Origin of the sequence: Acetomicrobium flavidum, assembly GCF_900129645.1 — a bacterium.
Classification (GTDB): domain Bacteria; phylum Synergistota; class Synergistia; order Synergistales; family Acetomicrobiaceae; genus Acetomicrobium; species Acetomicrobium flavidum.
This window is the reverse complement of record NZ_FSQZ01000001.1, coordinates 1,462,624-1,480,070: the sequence shown is the minus strand read 5'-3', so window position 1 is coordinate 1,480,070 and position 17,447 is coordinate 1,462,624. Positions and strand designations below refer to the sequence as shown.

Annotated in this window: 15 protein-coding genes and 2 tRNA genes; 2 read left to right on the top strand and 15 right to left on the bottom strand. The window is 45.2% G+C overall.

From position 1 onward, the window contains the following. Nucleotides 1–42 precede the first annotated feature (42 nt). On the bottom strand, nt 43–1,137 hold the full coding sequence (locus BUQ78_RS07380; RefSeq protein WP_074199788.1) for an outer membrane protein assembly factor BamB family protein: 1,095 nt from the start codon (nt 1,135–1,137) through the stop codon (nt 43–45). 226 nt (nt 1,138–1,363) lie between these two features. Here BUQ78_RS07380 and BUQ78_RS07375 point away from each other — a divergent pair, with 226 nt between their 5' ends. Next, nucleotides 1,364–3,475 (top strand): glutamine synthetase III family protein, encoded by a 2,112-nt coding sequence (locus BUQ78_RS07375; RefSeq protein WP_074199787.1) that lies wholly within the window; start codon nt 1,364–1,366, stop codon nt 3,473–3,475. Between the two features lie 78 nt (nt 3,476–3,553). After that, the gene (locus BUQ78_RS07370) at nt 3,554–4,048 is read left to right on the top strand and encodes a universal stress protein (RefSeq protein WP_014807516.1); all 495 of its coding nucleotides are present in this window, start codon (nt 3,554–3,556) and stop codon (nt 4,046–4,048) included. Nucleotides 4,049–4,068: 20 nt separating this feature from the next. On the opposite strand, the gene BUQ78_RS07365 is transcribed toward BUQ78_RS07370, so the two are convergent. From BUQ78_RS07365 to BUQ78_RS07300, 14 genes are all read right to left on the bottom strand, one after another. Beyond that, nucleotides 4,069–4,407 carry a hypothetical protein gene (locus BUQ78_RS07365; RefSeq protein WP_014807517.1) on the bottom strand — a complete coding sequence of 113 codons (339 nt, stop codon included), beginning with the start codon at nt 4,405–4,407 and terminating at the stop codon, nt 4,069–4,071. Nucleotides 4,408–4,431: 24 nt separating this feature from the next. After that, on the bottom strand, nt 4,432–5,382 hold the full coding sequence (locus BUQ78_RS07360; protein ID WP_014807518.1) for an NAD-dependent epimerase/dehydratase family protein: 951 nt from the start codon (nt 5,380–5,382) through the stop codon (nt 4,432–4,434). A gap of 205 nt (nt 5,383–5,587) precedes the next feature. Continuing rightward, nucleotides 5,588–6,931 carry an alanine/glycine:cation symporter family protein gene (locus BUQ78_RS07355; protein ID WP_074199786.1) on the bottom strand — a complete coding sequence of 448 codons (1,344 nt, stop codon included), beginning with the start codon at nt 6,929–6,931 and terminating at the stop codon, nt 5,588–5,590. A 212-nt stretch (nt 6,932–7,143) separates the two neighbouring features. Continuing rightward, nucleotides 7,144–7,231: transfer RNA gene (locus BUQ78_RS07350), tRNA-Leu, on the bottom strand. 37 nt (nt 7,232–7,268) lie between these two features. Further along, nucleotides 7,269–8,438 (bottom strand): pyridoxal-phosphate-dependent aminotransferase family protein, encoded by a 1,170-nt coding sequence (locus BUQ78_RS07345; protein ID WP_074199785.1) that lies wholly within the window; start codon nt 8,436–8,438, stop codon nt 7,269–7,271. A 152-nt stretch (nt 8,439–8,590) separates the two neighbouring features. Beyond that, nucleotides 8,591–8,666, bottom strand: a tRNA-Thr gene (locus BUQ78_RS07340). Nucleotides 8,667–8,680: 14 nt separating this feature from the next. Beyond that, entirely contained in the window at nt 8,681–8,977 is a 297-nt protein-coding gene (locus BUQ78_RS07335) for a PG0541 family transporter-associated protein (RefSeq protein WP_074199784.1), read from the bottom strand. After that, entirely contained in the window at nt 8,974–12,072 is a 3,099-nt protein-coding gene (locus BUQ78_RS07330) for an efflux RND transporter permease subunit (RefSeq protein WP_074199783.1), read from the bottom strand. Before BUQ78_RS07330 ends, BUQ78_RS07335 begins: the two co-directional genes overlap by 4 nt. Then, nucleotides 12,069–13,220 (bottom strand): efflux RND transporter periplasmic adaptor subunit, encoded by a 1,152-nt coding sequence (locus BUQ78_RS07325; protein ID WP_074199782.1) that lies wholly within the window; start codon nt 13,218–13,220, stop codon nt 12,069–12,071. The genes BUQ78_RS07330 and BUQ78_RS07325 overlap by 4 nt, the downstream gene beginning before the upstream one ends. Continuing rightward, on the bottom strand, nt 13,217–14,584 hold the full coding sequence (locus BUQ78_RS07320) for a TolC family protein (RefSeq protein ID WP_074199781.1): 1,368 nt from the start codon (nt 14,582–14,584) through the stop codon (nt 13,217–13,219). Before BUQ78_RS07320 ends, BUQ78_RS07325 begins: the two co-directional genes overlap by 4 nt. 5 nt (nt 14,585–14,589) lie before the next feature. Beyond that, the gene (locus BUQ78_RS07315) at nt 14,590–15,153 is read right to left on the bottom strand and encodes a TetR/AcrR family transcriptional regulator (RefSeq protein WP_074199780.1); all 564 of its coding nucleotides are present in this window, start codon (nt 15,151–15,153) and stop codon (nt 14,590–14,592) included. 211 nt (nt 15,154–15,364) lie between these two features. Then, entirely contained in the window at nt 15,365–15,760 is a 396-nt protein-coding gene (gene rpsI, locus BUQ78_RS07310) for a 30S ribosomal protein S9 (protein WP_074199779.1), read from the bottom strand. Nucleotides 15,761–15,839: 79 nt separating this feature from the next. Continuing rightward, entirely contained in the window at nt 15,840–16,277 is a 438-nt protein-coding gene (rplM, locus tag BUQ78_RS07305; RefSeq protein WP_074199778.1) for a 50S ribosomal protein L13, read from the bottom strand. Between the two features lie 131 nt (nt 16,278–16,408). After that, entirely contained in the window at nt 16,409–17,443 is a 1,035-nt protein-coding gene (locus tag BUQ78_RS07300) for a nicotinate phosphoribosyltransferase (RefSeq protein ID WP_074199777.1), read from the bottom strand. Nucleotides 17,444–17,447 lie beyond the last annotated feature (4 nt).

Genomic DNA, 17,447 nt, shown 5'->3' with positions numbered 1-17,447 from the left:
GATGCAAGGCAAGAATAATGCCTCATGAGCAAATGAATCAGATCACTTTATGGCATATACGCTACCACGCATAGTTGCAAAAACGACCATACCCTCGCCTAAAGCCGGATCGGCTACTATATCACCGTTAGACTCATATTTCCAAAGTAAATTTCCCTTTAAGTCAACGGCATATAGATTAGCATCATTGCTACCAAAATAAAGCACTCCTCCTGCATGGACCGGCGATGAACCTATTGGACCGCCAGCTTCAAAACTCCAAATGACATTTCCTGAGTCTGCATTTACTGCGTACAACTTGCCGTCCTGTCCGCCAATGTAAAGTACCTTATCCACATATGCAGGAGAGGAGCCCAATGGAGCGCCTACATTTTTATGCCATATTGGTATAACACCTTTAAGTTTGACCGCATGCACATAACCATTATCCGTAACGTAATAAACCCTTCCGTTAGCGTATAAAGGAGCTCCTCTCATAGGACCCTCTGTATTGCCTCCCCATCGTTCGCTACCGCTTTTTGGATCAAGAGCATGAAATCGACCGCCAAAGCTTCCGACAAATACAAACCCTTCAGCAAAGGCCGGCATGTTTTGAAATCCCCTATAGGCCTTTACCTGCCATTTATGTTTGCCGTCTTTAGCGTTTATCGCGTAAAAGCTGCCGTCATTGCAACCTACATATACCGTATTGTCGGAAATCGCAAGCCCCGCAAGTATCGGACCATCGACTTTAGTGCTCCAAATCGCCGATCCCGTGCGCTTGTCCAGAGCATACACCCTTTGAGCAAAGGTCCCTACGTAAACCCTGTCTTTATCTACGGCAACAGAACCCAAAATAGATCCGTCGCACTGAAATTTCCACTTCACGCTTCCGTTTGATATGCTCAAAGCGTAAACCTCTCCGTTATGATTTGCCGCATAAACCATGTTCTCATCCACGATCGGGGCACCCGTCACCTTTGATCCCGTATCGAATTTCCAAGCAAATATACCACGTGGCAATGTCTTTATTGGAAAATTGCCGGTGTTTTGCAAATCACCCCTTGCCGGATATGCAAAGGCGCTGGCAGCACAACTTAATACAAAAAATAAAGAGATGCACAGCATCATAATCATCAAAGATCTTGATCTTTTCATGATTGATTCCCCTCCTTTGATTAATAATCAATTTAAATTATACTCCATGGCGTTCTAAAGTCAATGAACCATATATTGACTCTATCTTATTTTCATTATACAAAAATAGATTGATACATTAAAAATATTTTCGACGATCAATGGCAAAAGTCTTTTAGACATCTTGCGCTAGGGTGCTTATATATGCTATATATCAGCTTTATGGTTATCCTGCAGGAGGTGGTTCATGTTGGACAGGCCCACATCTTATTTTGGGCGTTACGTATTCAGTGAAAAGGTAATGCGAGAACGCTTGCCCAAAAATGTATTTGAACAGCTCACCAATGCTCTAAACGGAGGGCCGCAAAAATTAAACATTCGAATAGCCGACGTAGTCGCCGCGGCAATGAAGGAATGGGCGACATCGCTTGGTGCAACGCACTATGCTCATTGGTTTCATCCAAGAACAGAACTGACTGCCGAAAAACATATGGCGTTTCTATCTGTCGATGAGAAAGGAACACCCCTAGAAACCTTCACTGGAAGTGAACTCATTCAGGGTGAACCTGATGCATCGTCTCTTCCGTCAGGAGGTATGAGAAGCACCTTCGAAGCACGAGGTTATACGGCATGGGATCCCACAAGCCCGGCTTTCATAATACCGACCGAAAAAGGCGGGACGCTTTGTATTCCCTCTATATTCCTTTCCTGGGATGGCACCCCGTTGGACATGAAAATGCCACTTTTAAAGGCAATAACGGCCATAGAGGAGAGATCCCTGAAATTAATGCGACTCTTTGGCAACAGAGGCGTGCGATGGGTTAAGGTCACCGTAGGCGCTGAGCAGGAGTTTTTTTTGATAGACGAGACATTGGCCAGGAGACGTCCAGATATAGTCCTGTGTGGCCGTACGATTTTGGGTTGCCCTCCTCCAAAGGGCCAACAATTGGAAGATCATTATTTTGGTGCAATCCATCCCAGGGTATTGGCCTACATGGACGATGTGGAAATAGAAATGCATAAGCTCGGTATAGCCGTGAAGACAAGGCATGACGAAACTGCACCATGTCAGTTCGAATTTGCGCCACAATTTACCGAGGCAAATCTAGCAACTGACCAAAACCAAATAATGATGACTCTAATGAAAAGGATAGCTCGCCATCACAATTTGCGTTTGCTGTTACACGAAAAGCCCTTTGCCGGAATAAACGGCAGCGGCAAACATACAAACGTATCGCTTTTGGACAGCGAAGGTTTTAATTTATTAGAGCCATCAAATAATCAACGCAGAAATGTGCAATTTCTTGCTTTTTTGGGAGCCTTGATCTTGGGGGTATCAAAATATAGCTCCCTGCTTAGGGCATCTGTCGCTTCCCCCGGCAATATGCACAGATTGGGCGGATTTGAAGCACCTCCCGCGATAATGAGCATCTATCTCGGAAATACCCTCACAGACGTTTTAGACCGCTTAGAGGAGGGCTTTCCCGAAGAGATCCCGACGAGCGGGATGATGGATTTGGGATTAAACAAACTGCCGTCCATTAAAAAGGAAAACTCCGATCGAAACCGCACTGCTCCGCTTGCATTTACCGGCAACAAGTTCGAATTTCGTGCAACGGGGGCATCCCAATCCATCGCAGGGCCACTTACTATGCTACTTGCCATATGGGCTTGGGGCATTGAAGAGATAACAAACAGGATCGAAAGTCGACTTGGCAGCAGCGATATCACTGACGCTACCCTTGATGTCCTACGTGGTGTAGCGAAAGAAAGCGCCAATGTACGATTTGAAGGGAATTGTTATGACGAATCATGGCATGAAGAGGCTGTCCGGAGAGGACTTCCCATCGCAAATACGACGCCGGAGGCGTTATCATATTACCTGATCCCGGAAAACAGAGAACTTCTTTCGAATTTGGGGATAATGACGGACAGAGAGATCACCGCCTACTACGAGACACGCCTCGAGCAATACATAAAGACCGTCGACGTAGAAATGGCCGTTATGGAAGATATGATACGTAGAGGAATATTGCCCAGCATATCCAAACAAATCACCCAGGAGGGTAATGCTTTCGAAAGGGCAATAAGCTTATACGATGAAGACTTCGAGTGTTGGAGAGGACAAATAAGGTCTCTATGTGAAACCAAAGAGCAATTAATTAAAAAACTAAAAGAACTGGGTCAATTTCGTAAGAAGATCTCAGAGACAAACCTCGATGAAAGTGCATCGCTGATGACACATGACGGTTTAAAGCTGATGAATGAAATTCGTGCCCTAAGCGACGCAGCGGAGGCATGGATAAGCGATGACATTCAACCATATCCGCCGTACAGGGATTTACTTGTGATACAATAGATTTAGGTATTAAATATGTATTACTGTTTTTCGCTTCTTTCATGCATTAGATTTTAAAATATTCCGTGAGGAGAATGTATGAAAATACTAAAAAGCGGGGTGATGATACAGATGGCGAGAAAGATCCTTGTCGGCGTTGATTTAAGCAAGATGTCGGAATCATTGATAGCCTATTCCCACAGCATAGCACATCGACTTAATGATGAAGTGATATATATTCACGTACTGCCACGTCTTTCTTCTCTATGGAGGGGTTATGAGCCCTGGATCCCGCCCCAAATTGGAGATGAAGTTAAACAAATAGCTCACAAAAAGATATCTTATTGGATTCAGAAGGCAGAGGATCAGTTCAAAGATCTACCTGTACATGAGCACAAGATCCTGATAGAAGAAGGTTCTCCCGGGGAAGTCATAATTCAAAAGGCGAAGGAAGAGAACGTTTCTCTCATCATCGTTGCATATAAGGGACATAGCACGATGGAGCACATCTTAATTGGAAGCACCACGACAACCATTGCTCGCCATGCTCCATGTTCAGTTCTTATTTATCGTCCTGGTTTTGAGATAATGTAATTGCCTAGTAGCTTAACATGTCAACGTTTAACGCTCTTTAGCCTTTGCGATATACCTTCTTCATCCTCGAGCATTTGGATGATATCCTGTGCCGACATCTCCTCCAGATAAATTGCCTCTTCCAGGCTGTCGGCAATATCCTGCGCAACGTCGTCTAAAGAAGCGCTTTCATTGATGGCAATTTGATCCCAAAATACGGGGGGCTGGGACTCAAAAAAATTACATACTCTCCTTGTTGCCAGCTCCTCGTCGAATTCTTCAATGAGGCCACCCTTACTTAAAAATTCCTCCCTCAAACGCGGCACCATTGCCTTGGCAGCCCTTTTGGCAAGATCTTTTTTTATTCCTTGCATAGTCATTTAAATCCACCCCTAAGTTCAGGTTTACTTCATCGCTCTGAAATAATTTACTGTCATTTCTAAGCCATCGCGTAAAGAAACGGAAGGTTTAAACCCCAACTTGTCCTTGGCTTTATCGATGTTCAAAAAAGTCCTGTATAGCTCTCCTTTTCTCGGCTCGTCGTGTATAGCTCTTTCTTTAAAGCCGATTATGCTGCTTAACAACGAATACAATTCATTGACTGAAGTTCCCACCGATGTGCCTATATTGAAGGCATGATCGTCTATGGAGGAAGGAAGAGAAATGCTATCCAATTGTCGCAGAGAAAGAAGGTTTGCTCTTGCCACATCGCCCACATAAACGTAATCTCTAACTTGATTGCCATCGCCATATATTGTAGGAACTTCACCCCGCAACATTTTATTAGAAAATATTGCAACGACACCGGCTTCTCCAAGCGGATCCTGCCTGGGGCCATATACATTGGCGTATCTGAGGGCTATATAGGGAAGTCCAAAAACCTTGTTGTAGTAGTATAAATAATACTCAGATGACAGTTTACTCACGCCGTAGGGCGAAAGGGGACCTTTAGGATGAACTTCCGGCACCGGCAAGACCTCAGGTTCGCCGTAAACGACACCGCCAGATGATGCGAATATTACCCCCTTAACTCCTCTTTTTACCGAACAGGACAGGATATTGAGAAAACCATTTATATTGACCCTGGCGTCATACATTGGGTCAACAACTGATTTTCGAACGTCAATTTGAGCTGCGTGATGACACACATACTCTGGACGCTCTTTCTCAAATACTAACTCTAAAGAAGGATCACATATATCGAGTCTGTAAAATACAGCATTTGGGTTAAGATTCTTAAGGTTGCCCTGTGAAAGGTCATCTACCACAACGACCTTATGTCCATCGTCGATAAGAGCATCTGAAATATGAGATCCAATAAAGCCAGCTCCCCCCGTTACTAAAATGGTAGACATGAATAAAACCCCTTTCTTTTTTCTTGATTATAAGTATAACTGCTTCGGGAAATCCTATCCACTACCCTTTAAAGATCCCACGGTCTTAGGATAATATTTAAGCAGGAAAGACGTTACGTCTTTCCTGCTTAAATATTACTGCTATCGCGACATAAAGGACCAATTTAATCCATATACACCTTTCTACAGTAGCCTCATCAACAATTTATTTTTCACATTCAGAGAATTTTTCAAGCTCTCTGGAAACGACTTTAGCCAATCCCAACAACGCAATAAGGTTAGGTATGACCATCAAACCATTAAAAGTATCGGCCAACTCCCATACCAGTTCCACCTTCAAAGTAGCACCCAAAACTATAAAAAGCATGACTAAAATCCTATAAGGCGTGAGACCTTTTAGCTTAAAAAGGTAGCGTATGTTTGCCTCACCAAAGTAATACCACCCCACGACAGTAGAAAAGGCAAAGAAAAATAAACATATAGCCACAAAGGTGTCGCCAAAGGCACCGAAGGCACTCGTAAAGGCCTTCTGCGTGAGGGCTATACCCGTTGTTTGTCCGTCGAGTACGCCTGTAGCAAGAATGACGAACACTGTCATATTTACTACAATGAACGTAGCCACAAATACGCCAATCATAGCGGCCAGACCCTGCTCGGCAGGATAACGCACCTTCGCTACCGCGTGAGCATGTGGCGTAGAACCCATTCCTGCTTCGTTGGAAAATAGGCCTCTGGCCACCCCGTATCTTACAGCTTCTTTGACAGTCGCACCTATCAAGCCTCCTGTGGCAGCCCTGGGATTAAAGGCACCGACGAAGATCATCTTAAATGCCGGAATGATCATATCCAGGTTCATAAATAATACACAGAGTCCCCCAACAATATACAGTACAGCCATTATAGGAACTATTTTTTCCGTAAAAGAAACAATTCGACCAATTCCTCCAAAAAATATCAGGCCGCCCAGTATGGCTAAACCTATTCCCACATACAGGCTAGGAATGTTAAAGGCCTTTTCAAAGGCATCACTTATTGAATTTGACTGCACCATATTGCCTATGAAACCTAGAGCTACAATTATGGCAACGGAGAAAAACACGGCAAGCTTTCTGCTTCCAAATCCGCTGCTTATATAATAGGCAGGCCCTCCGACCACTTGGCCATCCAAATCCTTTTTCTTATACACCTGCGCAAGTATCGCCTCGGCAAATATGGTGCCCATTCCAAAGAAGGCGCTCATCCACATCCATAAAATGGCACCAGGCCCACCAGAAACAATTGCTGTCGCTGCCCCAGCCAAATTACCTGTGCCCACCTGGGCAGCAATTGCAGTTGCAAGAGACTGAAACGAAGACATACCTTCCTTTCCTGCCTTTTCACCAAAGAATTTAATACCGCCAAAGACTTGATTTAATGCTTTTGTAAAGTAACGAACTTGCACGAATCTTAAACGAAATGTATAATAAATACCTGTTCCACATAGCAAGAAGATCAACACATAATTCCATAAAATACTGTTGATGAATTTTATGATGTCAAGAACATCCACTTGCCGCACCTCCTACATACACAATACATAATACATTTACTACAAAATAGTATGTGATAAAATGATCAATGTCAAGCAAATAGTATAATGTCTATATATTCTGATATCTTAAATGGATACATTAGGTAGAATTCCAAAAACGAATTGCATATAAATAGAAATCTCCCCCTTAATAATGGTAAAGGGGGAGATTTTTAAGAGCACCTTATCTTTGGTGCCGGGGGCGGGACTCGAACCCGCACAGTACCAAGTACCGGTGGATTTTGAGTCCACTGCGTCTACCTGTTCCGCCACCCCGGCATCGCGAAGTAAAGATACCACAAGATTAAGCGCGCGTCTAGATCTGATTGATACTTTCTTCTATCAAACCCCTTTGCAAAATGCCCAATGCCCTACCTAGCTCCAACTTAATTCCATTTCGCACCGCAGTCCTTTCTATAGCTGCAACAGCTGATATCAATATGTGTTTATCTATATTTCCCATATGGCCCATCCTAAAGCCTTTGCCTGCATAATTTCCAAGACAGCCAGCTATATAAATTCCTTCGTCAGCCGCTATGGCTCTAAATTTGGCATCATCAATGCCTGCCTCTTCGGGATATAAATATACCGCCAAGGTCGGGGCCCTAAAGGCTTTATCGGCAAGCACGGAAAATCCCATGGATGAGACGGCTTCGTCGACCACAGCAGCTTGCTTCTTATGGCGAGCATATCTTTCTTCGAGGCCTTCTTCCTTTATTATCTCTAAAGATTGTTTCAATGCCCATATTAAATTAATGGGAGGCGTACCCCAATATTTAGACGGATCTTCCATGACCGGCAACCACTTCTCGAAATCCATGTAGGAATCTACGATGGTTCCAAGGGATTTACGTTTGTCCAAAGCTTTCTTGGAAGCCCAAAGCAAGGCCAGCCCTGGAGCCACCCCAAAGGCCTTCTGGGAACAGCTGATCAATACGTCAATTCCCATGGTATCCAAGTATTCTTCTGCGCCACCAGTCGCTGCTACGCCATCGACGACAAAAAGGGCATCATGTTCTTTCGTAATTTTTCCTATCTCAGCTATAGGAGCCATGACGCCGGTCGAAGTCTCGACATGGGTTGCCGTTACGATATCGTATTTTTTCTTAGACAATTTACCTTCTACATCCTCGGGCGTTACCGACTTTCCCCATGGAGCGCTGATGACATCTACTTGCAATCCGCGACGCCTGCATATGTCCACGTACCTGTCGCCAAAAAAGCCGTTCGAACATACTAGCACTGAATCGCCTGGCTTAGATATGTTAGCCATGGCCATTTCCATGGCCAGAGTCCCCGAACCTGCGATGACAAATGCCTGGCCATCGCACCGCCAAAGCTCCTTTAAATCCTTCACGACGCTTCTAAAATCCTCAATAAATTGGGCATCTCCGAAGGCTATCGTCTCTCTTCCCATCTGATCTTGAATGGATCGTACCACTGGCGTAGGCCCCGGTATCATCACAAGCTTGTGTGGCTTAAGCATGCTGTTTCTACCTCCTTCGCATATGGTACCATATGGTACAGCGTACACCTAAACTATAACCCTTTTTCGATTATAATTCCAATATTCGATTCTAAACCTACATTAAAAACAAACGGGAGATAGCCAAGCTTATCTCCCGCTTTCTTACATATTGGAGCCGGCGGGCGGACTTGAACCGCCAACCTGCTGATTACAAGTCAGCTGCTCTGCCTGTTGAGCTACACCGGCACTGGCAAGTTAGATTATACCATAAGCTCCCCGTCTTGCACGAAAGCACGCAAACCTGCATTATGTATTGCACGACGCTGTTTCATCTTTTTTAGCTCCTCAACCACATACCACGCCTTGTCAGCGTTATCTACGACCAATATGGCCCAGTTCTCTCCGGGCCAAACCGCATCGCCCCAATGGGTACGACAGCCGCGATGATGGCCCAGTACGTGCCTCCAAACAGTATATCCATCTACCCCTAAGCTATCGAGCAGATCAAGGATTTCAGGCGCAATGCTTTGGTTACAAAATATCCAAATGAATTTCATCGGGACAATCCTCCCTTTGCTTCGGCAAACCTGGGTTTGCGGCGTATCTTCTCTTCGACTAGGCTATATACCACGGGCACCAGTATCAGGGTAACTAACGTGGAAAAGCATAAGCCGCCAGACACCGAAATAGCCAATGGCCTCCATATCTCGGCGCCTTCGCCTCGGCTTATTGCCATGGGAAGCATACCAAATATGGTGGTTAGAGTGGTCATCAATATAGGGCGCAACCTTCGTTCTCCACCTTCAACCAGGGCCTGATACATAGTGTACCCCCTTGCACGAAGAAGGTTTACGTAATCGACAAGCACGATGGCATTATTGACCACTGTCCCGATCAACATTATTATACCAAGCAACCCCATTAGCGATAGATATTGGCCAGTCAACAACAACCCTCCAACTGCGCCCGTTAAAGCGAAGGGCACACTGAACATGATGACAAAGGGGTCCAAAAAGGCCTCATACTGCCCGGACATGACCATGTAGACCAAGATCATGCCAAGCAATATCAAGAATGCCATCTGTCTAAAGGTGTCACGCAAGTCCTCCACGTCACCGCTTATATCCGTTCTAATCGGAAGATTAAGTTCTTTAAGGACGTTTTGGACGTCACCAGCAACTTGGCCTAAAGACCTGCCTTCCGTATCCAACTCTATGGTGATATATCGCTGTCTGTTCTTTCTGTGAATTTCCGGAGGACCGGCCTCTTCGCTTAGCTTAGCTACGTTTGTAAGCCGTATCATCTCCCCGCTTACAGAAGGCACAAGCAACTTATTTAGCGTATCCCACGAATGTCTCTGTTCGGGATCAAGTCTAAGCCATACTTCGTAATTGTCCGCTCCCTGCCAATAGTCTTCGTCGAGTTGAACACCATAGTAATAGTCTCTCAAGGCATGGGCTATATCGCTCGTCCTAACGCCCAGTAATGCGGCTCTTTGTTTGTCCACATCAACCCAAACCTCAGGCCTGCTCGTCTTTTGAGCGACTTCGACATCGACAGCTCCAGGAATTTGTTCTATTTTCTTTTTCACCATATCCCCAATTTGAAGAAGCTCGTTTATATCGTCACCATAAAGCTCAATGACAATGGGTTTGGAGCTTCCGCCAGTCATTATTGGTGAACTTAAGCCGGAGCTTACAGCTTCAAAGCCGGGTTTATTGTTCAAGTACTCCCTGACCTGGGATGCCACTTGGAAGCCGGACCGTTTCCTTTCTCCCTTTGGAATCAGTTCAATCCCAACGTTTCCAGTGTTTGACGATTCACCGCGTAAAGCGCCTATTCCGCTTCCCGAACTTCCTCCGTATATAAATACGTTTTCAAGCTCCGGGATATTGTTCATAGCATAGGTCATTAATTCCTTAGCAACCCTTTCCGTTTCCTCCACCCTGGTGCCTTCGGGCAAACGGAAACTTACCCTGATGCTTCCGGTATCCGATTTCGGCACCAATTCCGTACCGATTACGGAAAATGCCCAAATGGTAAAAAATACGCAAAGCCCTGCCAAAGCTATTACTTTCTTCCTGTTGCGCAAAGCCCAATCGATAGTTAAAGCGTAATAATGCTCAAGGATTGCCAAGTAGCGCTTAGTATAGCGATGTATAAAGAACTTATCCTCGCGCGTTTTAAAGGTCTTGCTTCCTACCATAGGTATAAAGGTCAGAGATACAACCCAAGACAGGGCAATGGAAAGCGACATGACCACTGACAACGAAGAAAAGAATATGCCAACTAACCCTGTAATGAAAATTAGCGGAATCAAAACCGCCAGAGTAGTCAAGGTAGATCCCATCAGGGCACCGCCAACCTCACCGGCTCCAAGCACGGAAGCGATCTCACGCTTCTCTCCTTGCTCTATATGATAGATAACTTGATCTGTCGCAACTATGGCATTATCGACAACCATCCCGCTGGCAACGGTAAGTGCCGATAGAGTCATCAAATTAACTGTGTATCCCATTAATCGCATAACGATAAATGTAGCGATCAGCGAAAAGGGTATAGCACCACATATGGCAAGGGTACCCGGCATCCTGCGCAAAAACACGTATGTAACTATGAATACCAGGATTATTCCATATAACAGGGTTGAAGCTAACTGGGACAATGAGTTTAAGATAAACTTCGACTGATCATAGCCTATAAAGTAATCGACATCAGGAGGTAAAATGGTGCTTTTTATCTCCTGAAGACGAGTTTTTACCCCGTTGATAACCTGAACGGTATTGGCATCGGTATTTTTTGTCACCATCATGACCACGGAACGAGCACCGTCAGACCATCCAAAGGTGGTTGGCTCCTGATAGCCATCCACGACTTTAGCTACATCCTTAAGGTAAATGGGTTTGCCGTTGAAGGTCCCAACGATCGTATAACCCATATCGCTAGGAAGCTTAAACCTTCCAGGCACACGTATCTGGTATTCCATCAACCCTTCTTTAAAACTACCTGCCGGCAAATTGTAGTGTTCTTGTTGTAATATGGAATATATCTGCTGAGGCGAAAGGTTGAACGCTTTAAGCTTCTCTGCATCAAACAATATTTGGATCTCGCGGCGCTCCCCGCCGAAGACCGAGACGCTTCCCACACCTGGAACCTGTTGAACCTGTTTAGTAACGTCATTGTCAACCAAGTGATACAAACCAGGGAAAGTTGGTCCAGCTTTGAAGATCACCAACATTATGGGCATCGCGCTTGAGCTGACCTTGATGAGTATGGGGTCATCAGCATCGTCAGGTAAGTTTCTGCGTATGACATTTATCTGGTCGCGAGCATCGCCCATCCTCGCATCCAAATCTTCCCCCCATTTAAAGCGAAGGACCACTGCAGAGACACCGTCGCTGGACGTAGAGGTCAGCTTGTCAAGCCCCTGGATAGTTGCCATGCGATCTTCAACCTCTTTCGTGACCTCCTGTTCGACGTCGCTAGCAGCAGCTCCTTGCCAAGTCGTGATGGCAAGTATAATGGGCGGCTCATATTCCGGCAAAAGATCAACTCTTATGCCAATTAATGACACGCCTCCGATAAGCAGTACCGCAAGAAATATCATCAGCGTAGTGATTGGCTTCTTTACGGCAAATTCCCACGGAGTCATTGACTGACCACCTCCACGGGCATACCGTCGCCTAATGCCTGAACTACAGGCGATATGACGCTATCGCTCTCGGCAACGCCTTCAACTATCTCTACGAGATTGCCGCTTTCTATTCCACGTTTTACGAAAACCTGTTTTGCCTTTCCATCGGAACCAACGATAAAACAATACCACTCTCCCGTTCCGGCCAATTGTTTGACCGCTTCCCTGGGAAGGGCTATTCCGTCATGTTTTCCTACGATAACTTCAACTCTCGCAAACATCCCCGGCTTTAACATCCCCTTTGAGGGCAGCCACACCTCAAGGTCTGCAGTCCTCGTAGTAGCATCGAGCGTCGGGCTGAGCCTGCTCACGCTTCCATCAAACGAAACGTTCGGAAATGCATCAACTTTAACATGTGCCAACTGACCAAGTCTGACCTTGGGATAGTCATTTTCCGTAATCGTTCCCTTAATTTTTACTGTTTCCTGTCGTGAAATTACAAAACATGCACTTCCAGGGCCGACGGTATCACCAGGATCTATATTCCTTTCCGCTATCACACCATTAACTGGTGAAACTATATCGTGGTAGCTCATCATGACCTGTAATTGTCTCAATTGAGCTTCTGCTTGTTCCAGCTGCCTTTGAGACTGATCTAATTTGGCCTTGTCAACTTCGTATTGTCCTTCTATTTGGTCCAGTTGTTGGCGACTTATAACTTGCTCTTGATATAAATTTTTGTAACGGACGTAATCCTTCTCGGTAGTTTGAAGTTGACTTTTTGCTTGAGATATGGAAGCTTTTGCCGCAGCAACCGCAGCCTTTGCTTCCTCGATCTGCCTGCGAGTCAAGCTATTGTCAAGCCTTGCCAATAGCTGACCTTGTTTTACCTGATCACCGATGTCTACAAAAACATCCAGTACAGTCACATTGCTAGTAACTTTAGAAGCCACGATTGCCGCTTCCTTAGGCTCGACCCCACCAACGAAGGTAACTATATCCTCGAATTTCATAACAGTCGGTCTTACTACCGAGACCTTTATGCTCTCTTGAGGTTTTATAACACCACTTTGATCCTTAGCCTTATTTTTGTTGAATAGACTCGTACCTACTATCGCTACGACAGCCAGAGCGACAGCCACTATGACGATTGTTTTGGTCTTCATCTACTTCCCTCCTCGCCTTTATCAACACTGCTTTCTTGGTCGCTTGGCATAAAATCTTCCTCTGAAGCACCAATGGAATAAATGAGATCGCTATAGGCTGCGTAGGCATCGTACACCGCATTGACGAAACTAGTATTGGCATCCGTGAGAGCAGTTCTGGCATCTAAGACATCTATATTGGTGCCGACTTGTTCGACATATCGCCTCAAGGCCATGCGATAGTCTTCTTCGGCCGTTTTAACCTGATCTTCGGCAACATGTACCCTTTGCAAGGCCGATTCCATGTTCTGCCACGCAGTGGAAACCTCCAGGCGAATTTGATTTCTAAGGTCATCTATTCTTGCAAGCAACTCTCTGGCCATTGCCTTGTTCTCTTCTATTTTGTTCTTTATTTCTCCTCTATCGTACAGCCTCCATGAAGCTATAACGGACAAGTTCCAGTCGTCTTTATTCGGGAAGAATTCATCTTCGTAATAGGAAGTCTCTCCCTGAATATATATATTGGGCCTTGCTTGCCCAGCTGCAGCTTTGGCTAACTCCTCTGCTGCCTTTCTGGAGTCATCAAGCGAAACTATCTCCGGGCGCTTTTGCAATGCTGTTGCATAAGGATCTATCTGGGGCAACGACAGACGCGCTTCTTCCTTGGGAGTAATTTCAGGAACCTGCGAAAAGGAAAGGGACACGCCTACAGCTTTTTCCAGCGTATTTAAAGCCACGCGAGTGCCATTTTGGGCTTGAATCAAGTTCAGCTCAGCTGTCGACACATCTACCTGAGTCCTTAAAACTTCGTTTATAGCTATGACTCCTTGGTTATAAAGTGACTTCGCTTGCTTTAAGTGCTCCAAAGCCAAATCATAGCTTTCCTGGGCCACCCTAAGTTGTGCCCTCGCCCTTTGCAGATCATAGTAAGATTTTCTGACATCATTTTCGACGGACTGTCTGGTGCGAAGCAGATCGGCTTCCAATGCCTTACGATTTAAAGTGGCAGCTCTCAATGAGGCCTCAAAGCTATCGCCGCTATATAGCGTATGCGTAAACGTCAAGGCGGCTTTATACGTATCGCGAAACTTAGGTTCACTAAGACCTCCGCTATAATCATGCAGATAGGTCAAACTTGAATCGAGCTTGGGTGCCAATTGAGAAGCACTTTGAAGCTCACGAGCGCGGGCCTGATTAACCTGTTCCTGGGCAGCTTTTAACAGAGGATTCTGCGCCTCAGCAATGGCGATTAAGTCTGCAAGGCTATATTGAACGTCGGACTTAACTTCCTCTCCCCAGACGCTTTTATCCAAGGCAAGCACCAGAAATAATAAACAGCATAAAGCAATCATAAACATAAATCGTCTTACAATGACATTTGGCAATTTATCTAGTCATCTCCTTTCATAACCAAATCGACTATATGCTCCCAACATTCCTTTGCTTCTTGAGTATCCATCACACTACCCTGACATGATAAAATACCGAGCATCGTTAGACGTAGTAACAGACATATCGAATCCATCTCTCCTTTATCTAGATTCAAGCGCGAACCTTCGTCCATTGATATTTTCATGTAGTAAGAAGTGAGGTCTTTGGCAATCCTCTTGAATTCTTCGCGTCCTCTTTTAGCCTGAATAAGCAAATCCATCCATATGAGCGTGCTCTCGGGGTCTTTATCAAAAACGTCGAGTATTAAATTTCCCCTTTTGCGAAAGAACTCTGCTGCATCTGTCACATCATAAGTCTCAGATTTAAAAAGCTCCTTAACTCTTTCTACCTCCAGAATTAAGACGGTCCGATAAAGCTCAAATTTATCGCTAAAATGCCAATACAGAGATCCCTTGCTAACTCCAGCGTCTTTAGCAATGGAGTCTACGCTCGTTCCATGATAACCATATTGCGCAAACAAGTGTCGTGCTGCCTTAATAATACTTTCTTTGGTATCTTTCACCTATTAACCTCCCGACCATTCAGTCTAGAAAGTAAGGATAAATGTTTTGCTCCATTTTGTAAAGATGCAAATACGGAGTTTCCAATTTCAAAACATTTAAAAAAATTTAATCAAAAAGCCAATTATAAGTTTGACCAAAACGAAAGACGGAGGCAAAAGCCTCCGCCTTTAACTATTACCGCTTTTGTTTAAAGCTCAAAAGGCTAAGGAATTATCGTTTAGAGTACTGATAAAGGGCCCTTGCCTTCCTTCTGCCAAACTTCTTTCTTTCCACCATCCTCGGGTCTCGTGCTAACAAATCTGCTTTCTTTAAAACCGGCCTAATTTCCGGATCTAAAGCAAGCAACGCCCTTGCTATTCCAAGCCGTACAGCTCCAGCTTGGCCGCTTAAACCTCCACCTTCTGCTTTAACGATAACATCAAGCTTACCTTCCATCCCGGATACCTTAAGAGGCTCCAAGGCATGAAGTTGCCACACCTGCCTTGGAAAATACTCTTCAACGCTTCGCCCATTTATTGAAACTTGCCCTTCGCCCGGACGAATCCGTACCCTAGCAATGGATTCCTTCCTCCTGCCTGTGCCCCAGTAATATATTGATGACGGCAAAGAATTCTTCCCCCCTTTATATCAAAATTTATCTCGTACGACGTTTAAAGCCAATCATCGTCACATAAATATACGGTGACTAAATATCTAAAATCTCTGGCTTCTGAGCCTCGTGAGGATGATCAGGCCCTGCGTATACCTTTAATTTTCTGGCATATTTCAACTTGTTGCGCGGCAACATACCCTTGACCACGATCTCCACGAGACGTTCCGGGCTTTTTTCCAACATAACGCGGTAGGGAACAGATTTAAGGCCACCTTTATACCCGCTATAGCTATGTATTACAGACTGATCGATCTTCTTGCCCGTCAGCTTCACGTTGGCAGCATTAATTATGATCACAAAATCCCCCGTATCAACGTGTGGGGTATATTCCGGCTTATGTTTTCCCATCAACACATGAGCCACGCGCGCAGCAAGCCTACCCAAAGGAATGTCAGTAGCATCGACGAGATACCACTTTCGCTGTTGTTCTACGTCCTTCGGCCTTGCCATAAAAGTTTTATATCCCTGCATCTAAGTTCCTCCTTCGATTACATTCATGGTAAAGAACACATAGCATATAAACAATGTCCGACTTTCGGGCAGCGGAGTTATTCTATACAACCTCATCCATCGATGTCAAGAAAGATGCACATTTTACACAATTACAGAAACCTCTTAAGCCTAGGATTTTCCTCTATGCCGGGCAACCTACCCCTTTTTGCTATAGGAGTTCCATCGATGACCTTAAGGTCCATGGTCATATCCCTGGGAGTTGCATGGGCTATATAGCTTCCAACGCCAAATATATCTGCACCAGCCTGGGAAAGCAATCTTATTTTCTCTGGGTTAAGACCACCAGAGGCTACAATACGAACATGGGAAAAGCCTTCCATATCTAGCCTCCAACGGACCTCCTGAACTAGAGAGGGAGACACCCCTCCTCTTTCACCTGGAGTATCCAGGCGCACGCCGTCAAGCTTTTTCCTTAAAGCCCTTGCCACTAAAAGTGATTCTTCCGCTTCATCCTTGAAAGTATCGACCAATATTATTCTGGACTCTTGCTCCGGCAAAACGCTATCGTATAAAATGGCAGTCTTAACGGTATCACCTATTATGAGCACGGCAGCATGAGGGATGGTGCCCTGGGGCTCAGCTCCGGCTAACTTGGCTCCTAGTATACAGCTAGCGCCCGTACAACCTCCTGCGACCAAGGCAACCCTTTCCATGACAGGCGCAACCGCAGGATGAACATGACGAGCACCGAAACACAACACAGGCTTTCCATTCGCAGCCTTAACACATTCCCTTGCAGCTGTAGCCCATCCACTCGAACTTGCCAAAAAACCCAGGATGACGGTTTCGTACATCCCAAAAGCACCATAGGGTCCATGGATTCTGCATACTACCTCTTTTGGCGAGAAGGACATGCCCTCTTCAAGAGCGTACACTTTCACGCCTTTGTCCTTGAGCAAGGACAACACTTCTGGCAATCCAGCAAAGACGCCTGCTTCCTTGGAAAAGATCTCAGCCACGACGGGGACATCAAGGCTTCCGTTTTCCTTGAGCAAGTCTCTGGTCTTCACAAAATAAATATCGGTAGTATATCCGGCCATAATTTCATCATGATTTGCGCTATAGAACTTCCTTGGGAGCAACTGCAAAGATGTCACATCATCAAAGTATTCGATATTTTTCATTTTT

What these genes read in the sequence shown, in the direction of transcription:
- BUQ78_RS07380 (WP_074199788.1), bottom strand. Translation starts at nt 1,137, where the DNA reads ATGAAAAGATCAAGATCTTTGATGATTATGATGCTGTGCATCTCTTTA.
- BUQ78_RS07375 (WP_074199787.1), top strand. Translation starts at nt 1,364, where the DNA reads ATGTTGGACAGGCCCACATCTTATTTTGGGCGTTACGTATTCAGTGAA.
- BUQ78_RS07370 (WP_014807516.1), top strand. Translation starts at nt 3,554, where the DNA reads ATGAAAATACTAAAAAGCGGGGTGATGATACAGATGGCGAGAAAGATC.
- BUQ78_RS07365 (WP_014807517.1), bottom strand. Translation starts at nt 4,407, where the DNA reads ATGACTATGCAAGGAATAAAAAAAGATCTTGCCAAAAGGGCTGCCAAG.
- BUQ78_RS07360 (WP_014807518.1), bottom strand. Translation starts at nt 5,382, where the DNA reads ATGTCTACCATTTTAGTAACGGGGGGAGCTGGCTTTATTGGATCTCAT.
- BUQ78_RS07345 (WP_074199785.1), bottom strand. Translation starts at nt 8,438, where the DNA reads ATGCTTAAGCCACACAAGCTTGTGATGATACCGGGGCCTACGCCAGTG.
- BUQ78_RS07335 (WP_074199784.1), bottom strand. Translation starts at nt 8,977, where the DNA reads ATGAAATTCATTTGGATATTTTGTAACCAAAGCATTGCGCCTGAAATC.
- BUQ78_RS07330 (WP_074199783.1), bottom strand. Translation starts at nt 12,072, where the DNA reads ATGACTCCGTGGGAATTTGCCGTAAAGAAGCCAATCACTACGCTGATG.
- BUQ78_RS07325 (WP_074199782.1), bottom strand. Translation starts at nt 13,220, where the DNA reads ATGAAGACCAAAACAATCGTCATAGTGGCTGTCGCTCTGGCTGTCGTA.
- rplM (WP_074199778.1), bottom strand. Translation starts at nt 16,277, where the DNA reads ATGCAGGGATATAAAACTTTTATGGCAAGGCCGAAGGACGTAGAACAA.
- BUQ78_RS07300 (WP_074199777.1), bottom strand. Translation starts at nt 17,443, where the DNA reads ATGAAAAATATCGAATACTTTGATGATGTGACATCTTTGCAGTTGCTC.